We start from the raw sequence: 16688 nt of genomic DNA, 5'->3' as shown, positions 1-16688 counted from the left end.
GAAATAAATCTTCGTCAATAGGGTGGTGAGTCGGGGGAGCAATTTATTGCCTCAATTTCACCCTTTACCCGACACATCGTGAACGCGCCACCCCACGGACAGCGTGAGCCGGCACGCGGAGTGGACGGCTGGCCGTTCCCGGCCAGCCGTCCCGGTGGTTCGCGGCGGTGTTCACGCGGTACGGGAAGGGTTCATCTCGTCAGGGTGGTCACGCCGACCGGTCAGCCGGCGGGTGGCCGGCGATGACGGCGCGCAGCTCGCCGAAGGCGGCCCCCAGGGTCTGCGGGGTGAAGTGGGCGTTCAGGCCGCTGGGGTTGGGCAGCACCCAGAGCCGCGCGCCGGCCAGCGGGTGCGGCTGCGGGCCGAAACCGGCCTTCGGCCGGGCGAACCCGATCCGGTAGGCGGTCACCCCGACCACGGCGACCCAGGTCGGCCGGTACCGGGCCACCTTGTCGGTCAGCGTCCGCGCGCCCGCCACCAGCTCCGCCGGAGTCAGTTCGTCCGCCCGGGCGCTGGCCCGCGCCACCATGTTGGTGATGCCCAGGCCGTACCCGGGCAGGGTGTCCTGCTCGCTCGGGTGCAGTCGGCGCGGGGTGAAGCCGCCCCGGTGCAGGGCCGGCCAGAACCGGTTGCCCGGCCGGGCGAAGTGCCACCCGGTGGCCGCCGACCACAGGCCCGGGTTGATCCCGACGAAGAGCACCGTCAACCCGGGGCCGATCACGTCCGGGATGGTGCGGTCCGCCGCCGCTGCCAGCTCCGCCCGGTCCGGCCGCCGTACCTGCGGCGTGCCCGCCCGGTCCGGTCGCCGTACCTGCGCCACGCCCGCCCGGGTCGGGCCGGCGGAGGGCCCGACCGGGTCGGACATCGCGTCGACGGTCGTGGACGGGCGCTCGGCAGGGGCCGGGGAGGGCCGCCCGCCGGTGCCCCGACGACGGGCCGGTTCGGAGGCCGCGACGGCGGGAGGCGGTTCTGGGGCGGTGCGGCCCGGTTCGGCGGCCGGGGCCGGTTCGGGGGCGGCGGCGGGGCTGGTCGAGCGGCGTCGCGGGGTCACAGGCTGCGCAGCGCGCCGCCGTCGACGGGCACGCTGACCCCGGTGACATAGCCGGCGGCGGGGGAGAGCAGGAAGGCCGCCACCCGCCCGAACTCGGCCGGATCGCCGATGCGGCGCAGCGGAATGCCGGCCTCCGCAGCGGCACGGGCCGCCGCGTCGTCGCCGAGCAGTTCCCGGTTGCGGTCGGTCAGGAAGCGCCCGGGCAGCAGGCCCAGCACCCGCACCCCGCGTGGGCCGTACTCGTCGGACAGGTCCTTGGCCACGCCGGCCAGGCCGGGCCGCAGGCCGTTGGAGATGCCGAGGCCGGTGATCGGCGTCCGGGCCGAGGTGGACAGCACCATACCGATCGCGCCACCGTCGGTGAGCGCGGCGGCCACCGTCCGGGCCGTCCGGACGGTGCCCAGGAAGACCGTCTCGAAGGACTCCCGCCACTGTGCGTCGCTGACCTGCGCGGCGGTGCCCGGGGGCGGCCCACCGACCGAGACGAGCGCCCCGTCGAGGCGGCCGAAGTGTTCTCCGGCGGCGATCACCAGCCGCTCGGGCAGGCTCGGGTCGGCCAGGTCGGCGACGAGACCGATCGCGTGGTCCGGCCCACCGAGCCGGTCGACCGCCCCGGCGACCCGCTCCGGCGTGCGGGCCGACAGGACCACCCGTGCCCCGTCCGCGACCAGGCACTGTGCGGTCGCGAAGCCGAGCCCCCGGGAAGCGCCGGTCAACACGTACACCCGATCGGTGAGTCCGAGATCCATGCCACCGATCCTGCCGCATCCGGCGGTGGGTGGCGCGGCGGGCCGGGGAGGCGACCCGGTGGTCAGCGGCGGGCCGGTCGCAGCAGGCGTACCCGGCCGGCGACCTGGAGGGCGACGGCGTCGCCGCTGCGGGCCAGGGCCGGCAACCGGCGGCGGCGGGGCGGGTGCCGCCCGTCGTAGCGGTGGGTGGCCTCGCGGGCGGCCAGCTCCTGCGCGCCGAGCGGGGGGAGGGCGTCCCGGTCGCGCAGCCCACGTGCGAGGTCCCAACCGTCGCGCAGCGACCCGACGGTGGGTCGGCCGGACGCCCAGTCGGTGAAGGTGGCCGGCCAGGTGTCCCCGAGGCCGGCGGCGAGCAGCGGCCAGTGGCGGGCGACCTCGCCGGCCCGCTTGCGCAGCAGCGCCCGCCGGGCGGCGTCGACCCGGTCGGTGGCGAAGCCTGCCGGCAGCGGGGCCCCCGCGACCAGGGCGGCGACCAGCGCGGCCTGTCGGGCGGCCAGCCCCACCGGTCCGGGCGGCGGGGCCGACTCGACGGGGTGCGTCGGGCTCATGTGACGACCGGGTGGCCGGCAGCGGTGGCGAGGGCGTCCAACTCGGCCCGCAGCACGTCGGCGGGTGGGTAGTGGCCGTCGCGTTCGAGCAGCAGGGCCGGCGGTCGGCGGCCGGCACAGAGCGCGCCGACCAGCTCCAACACCTCGGTGGGCACCGGATCGGTGTGCGTGTCGTGGTAGAGCCCGCCGTACTCGGCCCCACCGGCCACGTGTACGTAGGCGATCCGGTCCAGCGGCAGCCGGTCCAGCAGGGCATGCGGGTCCTCGCCCCGGTTGCGGGCGTTGGCGTACACGTTTGCCACGTCGAGCAGCAGCTCCGCGTCGGTGGCGTCGAGGATCTCGGTGAGGAAGTCCGCCTCGTCCAGCTCGTCGTCGGGCCAGTCGAACAGCGCGGCGATCGGCTCCAACGCCAGGGGCACCGGCAGCTCCGCCCGGGCCCGGCGGACGTTCGCCACCACCGCCGCCACCGCCTCCCGGGTGCGCGGCAACGGCAACAGGTGCCCGGCCTCCAGGCCGCCGGCCCGGACGAACGCGATGTGCTCGCTGACCAGTGGCGCGTCGACCAGCTCGGCCACCCGGGCCAGGTGCGTCACCCGGGCCGGGTCGACCGGGTCCGCGCCGCCGAGGGAGAGCCGCACCCCGTGCGGTACGACGGTCACGCCGCGCTCCCGCAGCCCGGCCAGCCCGGCCGGCAGGGGGTTGCCCGGGCTGAGCGACTCCGCTACCACCTCGACGAAGCGCAGCCCGGGCAGCTCGGCGACGAAACCGGCGATCTCCGACCGCCAGCCGATGCCCACCCCCTGCGGCCCGGTCATCCGCCGCACCCGCCCCCGCCGCCGCATCCTCCTCCGCCGCCGCAGGAGCTGCCGCCACCGCACGACGAGCCGCTGTCGCCCGACGAGGTGCTGCCGCCGCACGTGACACCCGTGGAACCGGTGTAGCCGCTGCCGCTGCTGGCGTTCAACGCCTGCCGCTGGATCTCCGCCTGCGCGGCGAAGCCGGGGTCGAGCGCGTAGAGGGAGACGGTGCCGAACAGGGCCACCCCCATCGCCGCGCCGGCCGGACCGTAGGTCGCGTAGGCCGGGGCGGCGTCGGGGGCGAGGTGGTGGTTGCTGCTGCGCAGGCGACTCATCATCACGTTCGCCGTCCTGGTCCGCCGGGGCGTACGGGCCACCAGGGCGAACGCCACGGCGAGTCCGGCCAGGGCGAGCAGTAGCCAGCCGACCGGCCGGCCGTTGAACAGGCCGGCGACCAGCCGCACCACACCCAGGGCCAGGAGCACCAGCAGCAGGTTCCGTCCGCGCCGCAGGGCCCGTACCCCGTCGGCGTCGATCAGCAGGCCGCGCTGCTCCAACCCCTGCCGCAGCTCCTCCAGGGCGCGGGTCACCCCGCCGTTGCGGCGCAGCTCGCGGGTGGCGACCGACTGGCGGGCGGCGTGCCGGATCGCGTGGTCGAGCGGAGTGAGCCCGCTGGGTGTCGACCCGACGGCGACCAACCGGCCGTTCGATGTGACGTCGATCGCGCCGGCGCCGCGTAGCCCACCCAGCGCCGCCCAGATGGCGAGCTGGTCGCCACCGTTGAGGTAGGCCACCTGCTGGGGTCCGAGCTGGTCCGTGGTGACCGTGTCGGGGCCGGCGGTCGTGCGGCGGCGGTGCAGCAGCGTGCCGACCACGGCGACGACGGCCACCAGCAGGTAGAGCTTCAGGAAGAGCGGCCCGGGGATGCCCCAGGTGTCGCCCTGTGCGGCAAGCGTGTTCATGAGCTGCTCCTGTCGCGCGAGGGGGTCGCGGCCTCATTGTGGAGCAGCCCCGCCACGCCGGCACCGGGGCGGTGGGCGAGTTACCGAGCCGAGATCCGGGCTGCCGGCCCGGGTGGGTCAGTGCCGGCGGACGGCCTCCTCGACCAGGTCGAGCACCGGCCCCAGGTCACCGGCGGGCCGGCCCATCGCCAGGTGCAGCACCAGCCCGTCGTACGCCAGCTCCAGGAACTGGGCCAGCACGTCGATGTCGATGTCCTCGCGGAGCACCCCGGCGTCGCGTTGCCGGGCGAGCCGGTCCCGGGTCGCCTCGGCGATGGCGGCGGAGCGTTCCGCCCACCGGCGGGCGAAGGCCGGGTCGGTCCGCAGCCGCCGGGACACCTCCAGTTGGCTGCCCAGCCAGCCGGTGGTGTCGGGGGAGACCGCGCGGGCGAGCAGGTCCCGCATCACCTGGACGAGGCCGTGGCGGGCCACCGTGGAGACCATCACGGCGGCGTCGTCCTCGGCGACGGCGAGGAAGAGTGAGTCCTTGTCGCGGAAGTGGTGGAAGATCGCGCCCCGGGACAAGCCGGTCGCCTCCTCCAGCCGGCGCACGGTGGCACCCTCGTAGCCGTGCCGGGCGAAACAGGCCCGGGCCGCGCCCAGGATCTCCTGCCGGCGCGCGTCGAGCTGGTCCTGACTTACTCTGGGCACGGGTCGATCGTCGCAGGTGACCCTCCGCAAGGCAAACCGTACGTACGGCTTGCTATCGGGTCGTCACCTCGTCCTGCCGAACGCCCGTCCGGTTAGGATCGGCCGGTGCCGACAGCCCCGGTCACCTCCCCCTACCCGCCCACCGCCCCCATCCGGCCCCGGCAGCCCGACGGTCGCCGGCGGGCGGTTCGACCCTGTCGGCGGCGGTCCTTCCTCCCGTAAGGTGCCTCAGTGCCGTTGCTCCTGCTCGACCTGGACAACACCCTGCTCGACCGGGCCGGGCCGTTCCGCGCCTGGGCCGAGAGTTTCCTGGCCGAGATCGGCGCCCCGGCCACCGACATCGACTGGCTGCTGTCCATCGACGCCGACGGCCTCACCGACCGGTGGGACATCGCCGACGCCATCCGGGACCGCTACGCGCTGCGCATCCCCTCCATCGACCTGGTCGAGGAGCTGCACGACGGGGTGGTCGGCTACACCCGGCTGGACCCGCTGGTCGCCTGCGCGCTGCGGATCGCCGACGACGCCGGGTGGCTGCCGGTGGTGGTCACCAACGGCTCGGTCCGGCTGGAAGACGCCAAGATCAGGCAGACCGGCCTCGACCGCTACGTCGCCGACTGGGTGATCTCCGAGGAAGCCGGGGTGAGCAAGCCCAACCCCCGGATCTTCGCGCTGGCCGCCCAACGGGCCCGGTTGCCGCTGCGCGGCGCGTGGGTGGTGGGCGACAGCCCGGAGGCGGACATCGGCGGGGCCGCCGCGGTCGGCCTGCCCAGCGTCTGGCTGCACCGGGGGCGCAGCTGGACCGACGGGCGGTTCGCCCCCACCCGTACCGTCGACTCGTTGATCGCGGCGGTCTCGGTGGTGCTCGCCGGGGGGTAATCCGGTTGTGCGCCGGGCGGGGTATCGGTCAGCATGGGCCCGCGCGGGAGCGCGCAGCCGGGCGGGGCCCGGTCGAGGAGAGGAGGTCGGTCATGGCCGTCTTTGCAGGGTCGTACCACCTGCCCTCACCAGCCTCGACCAAGGGATCACCAGCACCGTGCGCGAACACGACCTCCCGGCGCCGCAGCGCCGTGGCCGCGGCAGAAGCCGCTTCGACGACGACGAGACAACCTTCCTGACGTACGGCCGGCAGCCGGCCGGCACCGCACCCGAGGACGAACCCGAGCCCGAGCCCGAGGACCACTGGTCCTCCTGGGACGAGGCCGTGCACGGTCCCGAACCGCACCCGCCGTGGCTGGTCACCGAGCTGGCCGCCCGGGACACCGAACTCGGTGTGCTCAAGACCGGCAAGGAGGCGGACGTGCACCTCGTCCGCCGGGCGGTGCCCGACACCGACCGGTCCTGCCTGCTGGCCGTCAAGCGGTACCGCGACGCCCAGCACCGGCTCTTCCACCGCGACGCCGGCTACCTGGAGGGACGCCGGGTGCGCCGGTCCCGGGAGAACCGGGCGATGGCCGGCCGGACGGCGTTCGGCCGGCAGATGATCGCCGGGCAGTGGGCGGCGGCCGAGTTCGCCGCGCTGTCCCGGCTCTGGGAGATCGGTGCGGAATCCGGGCGGATCGCCGTGCCGTACCCGGTGCAGCTGCTCGGCACCGAGCTGATGCTGGAGTTCGTCGGCGACCCCGACGAGGGGACCGCCGCACCCCGGCTGGCCCAGGTACGCCCCGACCCGGCCCCGCTGCGCTCCCTCTGGGAGCAACTGGTGGACGCCCTGGTGGTGCTGGCCCGGGCCGGCTACGCCCACGGCGACCTGTCGCCGTACAACCTGCTGGTGCACGCCGGGCGGCTCGTCATGATCGACCTGCCGCAGGTGGTCGACGTGGTGGCCAACCCGCAGGGACCGGAGTTCCTGGCCCGCGACGTGCGGGTGGTGGCGACCTGGTTCACCGCCCGGGGGCTGCCCGCCGCCGACACCGACCCGGCCGCCCTCACCGAGCTGCTGCTGCGCGAGGCGGGGGTGCGCTGAACGGGTGACGTCCCGGACGGCAACCGGCCGTCCGGGACGTCGGGGCGTCACTGGAGGTAACGCTCGACCTCCGACACCGGTCGGGCCCCCTGGGCCTCCGGGTCGCCGTGCGCCTCCCGGGCCGCCCGGCGGCGGCGCAGCAGGTCCCAGCACTGGTCCAGCGACTCCTCCAGCGCGCGCAGGTGTTCCTTGGCCTCGTCGTCGGTGCCGGATTCGTGGTCCTGGGCGGCCGAGCGGAGCCGGTGCTCCTCGTCGACCAGTTCCGAGATCCGGTGCAGGATGGTCTTGTCGTCCATGCCATGAGCCTGGCACAGCAGGATCGCCCGCGCCCGTGTTCGGGGCCGGCCGGTCCGCCGGCGGCCAGGCGGCCGTGGCCCGCGCCGGGTGGTCGCCGGGTCGGCTGCCTCATGGGGTGCCGGCACCATCCACGGTGGTCACCATCGCCCCAGGACCTGCGGCACCGGCCCCGCCTCCATGATCAGCATGGCTTGAGCGATGGTGGTGCCGACTGCTAGCGTGCGCCGGGTTCAGGTGTGCCGTGACGCGTCGGGCGTCCGGTGGCCACGGTCCGGCCCGGGGGCGGTGTGATGGGTTCCGGCAGCACGCGTCTGCGTACCAAGATCGTGGCCCTGCTCACCTCCCTCGTCGCGCTCTGGTCCTTCGCCGCCTGGGTGACCGTCGGTGACGGCTTCAACCTGCTCTGGGTGCAGACCCTCAACAGCCGGGTGGCCGACCCCGGGGAGTCGCTGCTCACCGCGCTCCAGGAGGAGCGGCGGCTCGCCAACGCCTACCTGGGTGAGCGGGCCCAGCGGCAACTCGACGCGTTGAGCACCCAGTGGCAGCGCACCGACCAGGTGGCGGACGAGTTCGGCACCTCGGTGGGCAGTTGGCAGGCCGAGCTGGCCACCGGCGAGGACACCCGCCGCCGGGTCGACGAGGTGCTGACCGGCCTGAGTGGCCTGACCGGCATCCGGGAGTCGGTGCGCGACGCCGGGATGACCCGGGCCGAGGCGTCCGCCGCGTACACCGGGGTCCTCGCCGGGGTGCTGCGGATGTACGGCTCGCTGGGGCAGCTCGACGACACGCGGATCGCCGCGGAGAGCGAGACCCTGGTCGACCTCTACCAGGTGCGGGAGCTGATCTCCCAACAGGATGCCCTGATCACCGGCGTGCTCGCGGCCGGCCGGATGACCGGCGAAGAGTACGCCCGCTTCACCCAACTGGTCGGCGCCCAGCGCTACCAGACGGCGGAGGCGGTCGCCGAGCTGTCCCCGGCCGACCGGGTCCGCTACGACCAGCTCGCCGGCTCGGACGCGGTGGCCCGGTTCCGGCTGCTGGAGGACCGGGTGATCCAGCAGGCCCGGTCGGGCACCACCCTGCCGCTGACCGAGCAGGAGTGGCAGTCGACCGTCGGGCCGGCGATGCAGGCGCAGGTGGACTTCGGGGTGAGCGTCGGCGACGCGCTCATCGACCGGGCCACCCCGGTCGCGGTGGGCGTCATCGTCCGGCTGGTGCTCGCCGCCGGCCTCGGCCTGATCGCCGTGATCGCCTCGATCGTGGTGTCGATCAGCACCGCCCGGCACCTGGTCCGGCAGCTGGCCCGGCTGCGCGACGCCGCGCTGCGGCTGGCCCACGAACAGCTGCCCGGAGTGGTGGACCGCCTCGGTCACGGCGAGGACGTCGACGTGGCCCGCGAGGCCCCGCCGCTGGACTTCGGCGACGACGAGATCGGTCAGCTGGGCCGGGCCTTCAACGCCGTCCAGGAGACCGCCATCCGTACGGCGGTCGAGCAGGCCGAGCTGCGCCGCAACGTCCGGGGGGTGTTCCTCAGCCTGGCCCGGCGGACCCAGGCGCTGGTGCACCGCCAGCTCACCCTGCTCGACGCGATGGAACGTCGCGAACACGACGCCGGGGAACTGGAGGACCTGTTCCGGGTCGACCACCTGGCCACCCGGATGCGGCGCAACGCGGAGAACCTCATCGTGCTCTCCGGCGCCACCCCGGGCCGGGCGTGGCGACGCAACGTGCCGATGGTGGACGTGGTGCGCGGCGCGGTCGCCGAGGTCGAGGACTACACCCGGGTGGACGTGCTGCCGCTCGGCCCGGTCGCGCTCGCCGGCCGGGCGGTCGGTGACGTGATCCACCTGCTCGCCGAGCTGATCGAGAACGGCCTGTCCTTCTCCCCGCCGAACACCACCGTCGAGGTGCGGGGTCACCTGGTGACCGCCGGGTTCGCCATCGAGATCGAGGATCGTGGTCTGGGCCTGACCGGCGAGGAGCTGCTCGCCGCCAACCGCCGCATCGTGGACCGGTCCGAGTTGAACCTGGCCGACGCCGCCCGGCTCGGGCTGTACGTGGTGAGCCGGCTGACCGGGCGGCACGGGGTGAAGGTGCAGCTCAAGGAGTCCGCCTACGGGGGGACCACCGCCGTGGTGCTGATCCCGGCGGAGTTGGTCGTGCCGGGGGACCCGAGCCCGTCCGGCGCGCTTCCGGTCGTCGCCCGACGCCCGGCCACCGCCGAGGCCACACCGGCGGCCGACGCGGGGCCCCCGGTGAGCCCGAGGGCCGTACCGCCGTCGGACGCGGTGACCCCGGCGGGCCTGCCGGCCCGGTCCCGTAAGCGACGCCCGGCGCAGGACGCGCTGCACGCGCCGACCGTCCCGACCGGTCTTCCGGTGACCGTCGCCCGACCGTCCACCCCGACCGTCGCGGTGACCGGGGACGCACGGACGGCGGACGCCGACGCCGACCCGCCGTCGCCTACTGTGGAGGGGCCGGTGACCGACGCGGGCCTGCCGGTGCGGGTACGACAGGCGAACCTGGCGCCCGAGCTGCGGGAACCCCCGACCGGTGGGGAGACCGGGGCCGGTGCTGCGGTCCGGCGCGCACCCGAGCAGGTGCGCCAGATGATGAGCGCCTACCAGTCGGGCACCCGACGCGGCCGGACCGACGCGGCCCGGCTGTCGGAGGGCACCCGCAGCGGTGACCGGTCGGACGACGCAGACCGCCCGGCCACCTGACGGCGTCGCGACGGACGCGACGTCCACGGGGTCACGGCAACCGAGCACGGCGGAACCGCCGGGGAAGAGGACGACGAGTGGGGCAGACGACGGCATCCGGTGCCGACCTGACGTGGTTGCTGGACGATCTGGTCGGCCGGGTGAAGCAGGCCGAGCACGCCGTCGCGCTCTCCACCGACGGCCTGCTGATGGCCGCGTCCGAGGGGATGGGCCGCGACGACGGGGAACACCTCGCCGCGATGGCCGCCGGCATCCAGAGCCTGGCCCGGGGCGCCGGCAAACGGTTCGGCGGCGGGCAGGTCCAGCAGACCATCATCGAGATGGAGTCCTCGTTCCTGTTCGTCACCGCGGCCGGGCCGAACGCGTGCCTGGCGGTGCTCGCCGGCACCGACGCCGACGTCGGCCTGATCGCGTACGAGATGGCGATGCTGGTCGCCCGGGTGGGTAAGTACGTGGCGTCCCCGGCCCGGGGTGTCGACCAGTCGTCCGGTGGGAGCTGACCGCGATGGCCGCCGACGGCGACCCCGCGGACGAGCAGTGGGTCGACGACCACGCGGGCCCGGTGGTCCGCCCGTACGCGGTCACCCGGGGCAGGGCCCGCCCGGTGGCCGGCTCGTTCGACCTGATCTCGCTGGTCACGGCGACCCGGACGAACGCGGTCGAGGAGGCCGGGCTGGGGCCCGAACACGTGGCGATAGTGGCGCTGACCCAGCGCATGCAGTCGGTGGCCGAGGTCGCGGCCCGACTGGACCTGCCGGTGGGCACCGTACGGGTGCTCCTCGGTGACCTGGTGGCACGGGACCTGGTCCGGGTACAGGAACCCCGGGAGCCGGCCGGTGTCAACGACGAGAGCATCTACGAGGCGGTGATCAATGGACTACGGGCGCTCTGAACGTCCGGCGGGGGCACGGGTGCTGCCCACCGCGCTCAAGGTTCTGGTGGCGGGTGGGTTCGGGGCCGGCAAGACGACACTGGTCGGTGCGGTGAGTGAGAGCCGTCCGCTGCGTACCGAGGAGGTGCTGACCGAGACCGGCATCGGGGTCGACGACCTGTCCGGGGTGGAACGTAAGAGCACCACCACGGTGGCGATGGACTTCGGCCGGATCACCATCAGCGACGACCTGGTGCTCTACGTGTTCGGCACCCCCGGTCAGGACCGCTTCTGGTTCCTGTGGGACGAGTTGGCGGTGGGTGCGCTCGGCGCGGTGGTGCTGGCCGACACCCGCCGGTTGGCCGACTGCTTCCCCTCGATCGACTACTTCGAGGGGCGGGGCACCCCGTTCGTGGTGGCGGTGAACTGTTTCGAGGGGGCCCGGCGGTTCGGCCTCGACGAGGTGCGGACGGCGTTGGACCTGGACCCGGAGGTGCCGCTGCTGCTCTGCGACGCCCGGCAGCGGGAGTCCAGCCGCAACGTGCTGATCACCCTGCTGGAGCACGCCATGAAGACCCGGAACTCCCGGCGGCGCGCGGTCGGCGGCCGCTGACGACGGTCGCGCCTTCCCGCTGCTGCTCGTCGCGTCGGTGACGGCGAACCCGACGCCACCCCGTCGACGGGAACGGGCCCCCTCCACGCTGGAGGGGGCCCGTTTCGTACGCCGACGTCAGCTGGCGATCATGCGGCGCAGCACGTACTGGAGGATGCCCCCGTGGCGGTAGTAGTCCGCCTCGCCGGGGGTGTCGATCCGGACCACCGCGTCGAACTCCACGCCGGTGTCGGTGCTGACCCGCACCGTACGCGGGGTGTCGCCGTCGTTGAGCGCGGTGACGCCGGTGATGGAGAAGGTCTCCGTGCCGGTGAGACCGAGCGACTCGGCGGTGGTGTCCACCGGGAACTGCAACGGCAGCACGCCCATGCCGATCAGGTTGGACCGGTGGATGCGCTCGTAGGACTCGGCGATGACCGCCCGGACGCCGAGCAGCATGGTGCCCTTGGCCGCCCAGTCCCGCGACGATCCGGAGCCGTACTCCTTGCCGGCCAGGATGACCAGCGGGACGCCGGCGGCCTGGTAGGCGGTGGAGGCGTCGTAGATGGAGGTCTGCTCACCGGTCAGGTGGTTGACGGTGAAGCCGCCCTCCACACCGGGGACCAGCTGGTTACGCAGCCGGATGTTGGCGAAGGTGCCCCGGATCATCACCTCGTGGTTGCCCCGGCGGGAGCCGTACGAGTTGAACTCGTGGCGCGGCACGCCGTGCTCGGCGAGGTAGCTGCCGGCGGGGGAGTCGGCCTTGATCGCGCCGGCCGGGGAGATGTGGTCGGTGGTCACCGAGTCACCCAGCTTGGCCAGCACCCGGGCGTCCGCGATGTCGACGACCGGGCTCGGCTCCTGCTGCATCCCCTCGAAGTACGGGGGCTTGCGGACGTAGGTGGAGTCGTCGGCCCAGGCGAACGTGTCGCCGGTCGGGGTGGGCAGCGACTGCCACCGCTCGTCACCGGCGAACACGTCGGCGTAGGCGGCGCTGAACCCGGTCGCGCCGATCGCCTGGGCGATGACGTCCTGGATCTCGGCGCTGTTGGGCCAGATGTCGCGCAGGTAGACCGGGTTGCCCTCGGTGTCCTCGCCGAGCGGCTCGTTGGCCAGGTCGATGTCCATCGTGCCGGCCAGCGCGTACGCCACCACCAGCGGCGGGGACGCCAGGTAGTTCATCTTGACGTCCGGGTTGATCCGGCCCTCGAAGTTCCGGTTGCCCGACAGCACCGACACGACGGCCAGGTCGCCGGAGTTGACGGCGGCGGAGACCTCCTCCGGCAGCGGGCCGGAGTTGCCGATGCAGGTGGTGCAGCCGTAGCCGACCAGGTTGAAGCCGAGCTTGTCCAGGTAGGGCGTGAGGCCGGCCCGCTCGTAGTAGTCCATGACGACCTTGGAGCCGGGCGCCAGGGTGGTCTTGACCCACGGCTTGCGGCTCAGGCCCTTGTCGACGGCGTTGCGGGCCAGCAGGGCGGCACCGATCATCACCTGCGGGTTGGACGTGTTGGTGCAGGAGGTGATCGCGGCGATGACCACCGCGCCGTGGTCCAGCTCGTACTCCACCCCGTCGCTGCCGGTGACCCGGACCGGGTTGCTGGCCCGGCCCCCGGCGCCGACGGCGGCGGTCTCCAGGTCGCGCGGCTCGTCGGCGGGGTCGCTGAAGTCGTTGGCGGGCGGGTCGCTGGCCGGGAACGACTCGGCGCTGGCCTCGTCGGCCGGGCCGTTCGCGCCCCGGGGGAGCTGCTCGCGGGCGACGCCGGGCTTGAGGTCGCGCTCACCGGCGGAGTCGTCGGCGACGTAGTCGGTCAGCGCCGAGCGGAACAGCGTCTTGGCGACCCCGAGCGGCACCCGGTCCTGCGGGCGCTTCGGCCCGGCCAGCGACGGCTCGATGGTGCCCAGGTCCAGCTCCAGGCGCTCGGAGTACTCCGGCTCGTGGTCCGGGTCGTGCCAGAGACCCTGCTCCTTGGCGTACGCCTCGACGAGCGCCACCTGGGAGGCGTCCCGGCCGGTCAGCTCCAGGTAGCGGACGGTCTCGGCGTCGATCGGGAAGATCGCGACGGTGGAGCCGTACTCGGGGGACATGTTGCCGATGGTGGCCCGGTTGGCCAGCGGCACGGCGCTGACGCCGGGGCCGTAGAACTCGACGAACTTGCCGACGACGCCGTGCTTGCGCAGCATCTCGGTGATGGTGAGCACCAGGTCGGTGGCGGTGGTGCCGGCCGGCATCTCGCCGTGCAGTTTGAAGCCGACGACCCGGGGGATCAGCATGCTGACCGGCTGGCCGAGCATCGCGGCCTCGGCCTCGATGCCGCCGACGCCCCAGCCCAGCACGCCCAGGCCGTTGACCATGGTGGTGTGCGAGTCGGTGCCGACCACGGTGTCCGGGTACGCCTGCATGATTCCAGACGCCTCTGCGCGCGCCATGATCGTGCGGGCCAGGTACTCGATGTTGACCTGGTGCACGATGCCGGTGCCCGGGGGGACGACCTTGAACTCGTTGAACGCGCTCTGGCCCCAGCGCAGGAACTGGTAGCGCTCCTTGTTGCGCTCGTACTCCAGCTCGACGTTGCGGGCGAAGGCGTCCTCGCGGCCGAACAGGTCGGCGATGACCGAGTGGTCGATGACCAGCTCGGCCGGGGCCAGCGGGTTGACCTTGGTGGCGTCGCCGCCCAGCTCGCGGACGGCCTCGCGCATGGTGGCCAGGTCGACCACGCAGGGCACGCCGGTGAAGTCCTGCATCAGCACCCGCGCCGGGGTGAACTGGATCTCCACGCTCGGGTCGGCGGTGGGGTCCCACGCGCCGAGCTGGGAGATGTGGTCGGCGGTGATGTTCGCGCCGTCCTCGGTCCGCAGCAGGTTCTCCAGCAGGATCTTCAAGCTGTAGGGCAGTCTGTCGTGCCCCGGCACCTGGCCGATCCTGAAAATCTCGTAGCTCGCGTCTCCGACGCGTAGCTGGGTCTTCGCACCGAAGGTGTCGAGGCTCGCCACGTCGTACTCCTTCACACCAGCGACCGTGAGTAGTCCTGAGCAGTCTGTCGCACCAGGCGGAGGGCCGCCCAGGTTAGGTAACACTTACTGCCGATTCGTCGTCTTCCAACAAAACCGTACGTCCGTCTTGCTATTCACGCAACCTCGTGCCAGGGTTCGGGACGAGGAGGTGCCACCATGATCCATCATGTGCTGCTCGCCTGCCCGCCCGGTGCCGAGGACTCGTCCCGGGCCTTCTACGTGGGCATCCTCGGCCTGACCGAGAAACCCAAACCCCCGACCCTCGCCGCCCGTGGCGGTTGCTGGTTCACCGGGTACGACGCCGAACTGCACCTCGGCGTCGAGAACGACTTCCGGCCCGCCCGCAAGGCGCACCCGGCGCTGCTGCGCCCCGACCTCGACGCCCTCGCCGACCGGCTGACCCGCGCCGGCCACCCGGTCACCTGGGGTGACGACGACGAGCTGCCCGGGATGCGCCGCTTCCACACCGCCGACCCGCACGGCAACCGGCTGGAGTTCGTCGCCCCGCTGCCCGACCGGACGACCCGGCCGGCGGCCCCCGGTCGCTGAGCGCCACCGTGTCGGACCCGGCCGCTACGGTGTGCCGATGGTGTCGGTCAAGCAGGTCCAGGTCACCTTCGACTGCGCGGAGCCCGAACGGGTCGCCCGGTTCTGGTGCGAGGTGCTCGGTTACGTCGTCCCGCCACCGCCGCCGGGGTTCGCCGACTGGGGCGCGTTCGACAGGTCCCTGCCGCCCGAGCGGCAGGGCTCCGCGTTCGCCTGCGTCGACCCCACCGGTGCGGGCCCGCGACTGTTCTTCCAGCGCGTGCCCGAGGGCAAGGTGGTCAAGAACCGGCTGCACCTCGACGTGCGGATCGGCCCCGGCCTGGTCGGTGCGGAGCGGCTGGCCGCGCTGGAGGCGGAGTGCACCCGGCTGGTCGCCCTCGGCGCGACCCGGGTACGCCTGATGCCCGCCGACGGCTACGACGAGTCGTGCCTGGTGATGCAGGACGTCGAGGGCAACGAGTTCTGCCTCGACTGAGCCACCGCCGCCGCGCCGGACTATCGTTTCCGCGTGCACATCCGTTTCGACGTCCCCGCCGACCCCGCCTACCCGGGTCGGGTGGCCGCCGCGCTCAGCAGCGTCCGACTGCGCCGGTTCACCCTCATCGGCGCGGCGCTGGCGGCGGCCGGGGCGGTCGGGCTGCTCGTCTCCCGGGGTGGCCGGTTCTCGTCGCTGTGGCTGGTGCTGCTCGTGGGCGGGCTGCTGTCGATGCTCTACGCGCCCTGGGTGCGCTGGCGGGCCCGACGCCGCTCCGACGACTACGCGGTCGAGGGCGGCTACGACATCACCGACGACAACATCATGATGCGCAGCGGCTCGGAGTCCGGCGGCATCGCCTGGGACGGGGTGGCCCAGGTGCGGGAGGCCGACGACTTCTGGATCGTGTACGTCGGCCGGATGCCGGCGACGGTGATCCCCCGGTGGCTGATGCCCCCCGGGGACGCCGCGACGCTGCACGCCTTCATGACCGCCCGGGGCCTGCTCACACCCCGCTGACCGCAGCCCGCTGCGAGGGGCCATCCGCCCCGTCCGGCGCGGGTAGGGTTCGAGGTCGGGTCGGAAGGGGTGCCGTAGTGGTCGACGTTCAGCACTGGCTCGTAGCGCTTCCCCCGGGGGTTGTCTACCTGATCGTCGCCGGGGTGATCGGCGTCGAGAGCATGGGTGTCCCGTTGCCGGGCGAGATCGTGCTGGTCAGCTCCGCCCTGCTGGCCGCGACCGGGGTGGTCGAGCCGCACTGGGTCGCCACCGCCGCGGCGTTCGGCGCGATCGTCGGCGACTCCGTCGGCTACGCGGTGGGTCGTCGGGGTGGCCGTCCGCTGCTGGCCCGGCTGGGCCGGCGCTTCCCGAAACACCTGGGCCCCGCACAACTCGCCCGAGCCGAGCAGAGCTTCGCCCGGCACGGCGTCTGGGCGGTGTTCTTCGGCCGGTTCGTCGCCCTGCTGCGCATCCTGGCCGGGCCGCTGGCCGGCGCGCTGCACGTGCCGTACCGGCGGTTCCTGGTGGCCAACGCGGCCGGCGGCCTGGTCTGGGCCTTCGGCACCACCTACCTGCTCTACACCCTGGGCCGGGCGGCCGAGCACTGGCTCAAGGACATCTCCTGGGCCGGCCTGGTCCTGGCCGTACTCGGCGGGGTGGCCAGCACCTGGTGGCTGCGCCGCCGGGCCCGCCGCCTGGAGTCGACGACGACCACCGACGAGGCCGAACCGGTGGCGGCCGGCACCGACCGCTGAGCTGCAACCGGGCGCGGGAGCCGGCCCTACCGACGACGATCGGGCCGCCCCCGGGTGGGGGCGGCCCGATCGGTGTCCGAGGTCAGTGTGAGTAGCGGGTCAGGAGGTGTAGCCGCGGGTGGCGATCCAGTCGGCGAGGTTGTCGACGCTCATCCG

General features: G+C 73.6%; 18 protein-coding genes. 10 read left to right on the top strand and 8 right to left on the bottom strand.

The window, feature by feature from the left end; genetic code table 11:
- Positions 1-208: 208 nt before the first annotated feature.
- The 6 genes from mug to JQN83_RS22675 form a co-directional block, all read right to left on the bottom strand.
- Positions 209-865, bottom strand: coding sequence for a G/U mismatch-specific DNA glycosylase (gene mug, locus JQN83_RS22700; RefSeq protein ID WP_208569177.1), 657 nt, complete (start codon positions 863-865; stop codon positions 209-211).
- A 182-nt stretch (positions 866-1047) separates the two neighbouring features.
- Positions 1048-1800: an SDR family oxidoreductase gene (locus tag JQN83_RS22695; RefSeq protein ID WP_208569176.1), complete on the bottom strand. Its 753-nt coding sequence runs from the start codon at positions 1798-1800 to the stop codon at positions 1048-1050.
- Between the two features lie 62 nt (positions 1801-1862).
- Entirely contained in the window at positions 1863-2348 is a 486-nt protein-coding gene (locus JQN83_RS22690; protein WP_208569175.1) for an SCO6045 C-terminal-like domain-containing protein, read from the bottom strand.
- Positions 2345-3163 carry an MbnB/TglH/ChrH family RiPP precursor modification enzyme gene (locus tag JQN83_RS22685; protein ID WP_208569174.1) on the bottom strand — a complete coding sequence of 273 codons (819 nt, stop codon included), beginning with the start codon at positions 3161-3163 and terminating at the stop codon, positions 2345-2347. Before JQN83_RS22685 ends, JQN83_RS22690 begins: the two co-directional genes overlap by 4 nt.
- Positions 3160-4107, bottom strand: a complete 948-nt coding sequence (locus tag JQN83_RS22680; protein WP_208569173.1) for a TIGR04222 domain-containing membrane protein — start codon at positions 4105-4107, stop codon at positions 3160-3162. Before JQN83_RS22680 ends, JQN83_RS22685 begins: the two co-directional genes overlap by 4 nt.
- 117 nt (positions 4108-4224) lie before the next feature.
- Complete coding sequence (locus tag JQN83_RS22675; protein WP_208569172.1) at positions 4225-4797, bottom strand: TetR/AcrR family transcriptional regulator; 573 nt, start codon at positions 4795-4797, stop codon at positions 4225-4227.
- A 231-nt stretch (positions 4798-5028) separates the two neighbouring features.
- Between JQN83_RS22675 and JQN83_RS22670 the strand changes: the two genes are divergently transcribed.
- Both JQN83_RS22670 and JQN83_RS22665 read left to right on the top strand, forming a co-directional pair.
- Positions 5029-5676, top strand: coding sequence for an HAD family hydrolase (locus tag JQN83_RS22670; protein ID WP_208569171.1), 648 nt, complete (start codon positions 5029-5031; stop codon positions 5674-5676).
- Between the two features lie 157 nt (positions 5677-5833).
- The gene (locus tag JQN83_RS22665) at positions 5834-6763 is read left to right on the top strand and encodes a serine protein kinase RIO (RefSeq protein ID WP_208569170.1); all 930 of its coding nucleotides are present in this window, start codon (positions 5834-5836) and stop codon (positions 6761-6763) included.
- A gap of 47 nt (positions 6764-6810) precedes the next feature.
- Here the strand turns inward: JQN83_RS22665 and JQN83_RS22660 are convergent, their stop codons facing one another.
- Positions 6811-7059 carry a DUF2630 family protein gene (locus JQN83_RS22660; RefSeq protein ID WP_208569169.1) on the bottom strand — a complete coding sequence of 83 codons (249 nt, stop codon included), beginning with the start codon at positions 7057-7059 and terminating at the stop codon, positions 6811-6813.
- 291 nt (positions 7060-7350) lie between these two features.
- On the opposite strand from JQN83_RS22660, the gene JQN83_RS22655 reads away from it, so the two are divergent.
- From JQN83_RS22655 to JQN83_RS22640, 4 genes are all read left to right on the top strand, one after another.
- On the top strand, positions 7351-9783 hold the full coding sequence (locus tag JQN83_RS22655) for a sensor histidine kinase (RefSeq protein WP_208569168.1): 2433 nt from the start codon (positions 7351-7353) through the stop codon (positions 9781-9783).
- Positions 9784-9860: 77 nt separating this feature from the next.
- A complete protein-coding gene (locus tag JQN83_RS22650) occupies positions 9861-10283 on the top strand; it encodes a roadblock/LC7 domain-containing protein (RefSeq protein WP_208569167.1) in 423 nt (140 codons plus the stop codon).
- A 5-nt stretch (positions 10284-10288) separates the two neighbouring features.
- Positions 10289-10675, top strand: a complete 387-nt coding sequence (locus JQN83_RS22645; RefSeq protein ID WP_208569166.1) for a DUF742 domain-containing protein — start codon at positions 10289-10291, stop codon at positions 10673-10675.
- On the top strand, positions 10656-11267 hold the full coding sequence (locus JQN83_RS22640; protein ID WP_208569165.1) for a GTP-binding protein: 612 nt from the start codon (positions 10656-10658) through the stop codon (positions 11265-11267). Before JQN83_RS22645 ends, JQN83_RS22640 begins: the two co-directional genes overlap by 20 nt.
- Before the next feature lie 117 nt (positions 11268-11384).
- On the opposite strand, the gene JQN83_RS22635 is transcribed toward JQN83_RS22640, so the two are convergent.
- The gene (locus JQN83_RS22635; RefSeq protein ID WP_208569164.1) at positions 11385-14252 is read right to left on the bottom strand and encodes an aconitate hydratase; all 2868 of its coding nucleotides are present in this window, start codon (positions 14250-14252) and stop codon (positions 11385-11387) included.
- 162 nt (positions 14253-14414) lie between these two features.
- Here JQN83_RS22635 and JQN83_RS22630 point away from each other — a divergent pair, with 162 nt between their 5' ends.
- The 4 genes from JQN83_RS22630 (at position 14415) to JQN83_RS22615 (ending at position 16532) form a co-directional block, all read left to right on the top strand.
- Positions 14415-14807, top strand: coding sequence for a VOC family protein (locus JQN83_RS22630; protein ID WP_208569163.1), 393 nt, complete (start codon positions 14415-14417; stop codon positions 14805-14807).
- 37 nt (positions 14808-14844) lie between these two features.
- Positions 14845-15279: a VOC family protein gene (locus tag JQN83_RS22625; RefSeq protein ID WP_208569162.1), complete on the top strand. Its 435-nt coding sequence runs from the start codon at positions 14845-14847 to the stop codon at positions 15277-15279.
- 33 nt (positions 15280-15312) lie between these two features.
- The gene (locus JQN83_RS22620) at positions 15313-15798 is read left to right on the top strand and encodes a YcxB family protein (RefSeq protein ID WP_208569161.1); all 486 of its coding nucleotides are present in this window, start codon (positions 15313-15315) and stop codon (positions 15796-15798) included.
- A gap of 77 nt (positions 15799-15875) precedes the next feature.
- Positions 15876-16532, top strand: a complete 657-nt coding sequence (locus JQN83_RS22615) for a DedA family protein (RefSeq protein ID WP_208569160.1) — start codon at positions 15876-15878, stop codon at positions 16530-16532.
- Positions 16533-16688: the final 156 nt, after the last annotated feature.

The sequence above is a fragment of the Micromonospora antibiotica genome, assembly GCF_017599305.1.
GTDB classification, from domain to species: Bacteria; Actinomycetota; Actinomycetes; order Mycobacteriales; family Micromonosporaceae; genus Micromonospora; species Micromonospora antibiotica.
This window is presented reverse-complemented; position numbering and strand designations above follow the sequence as displayed.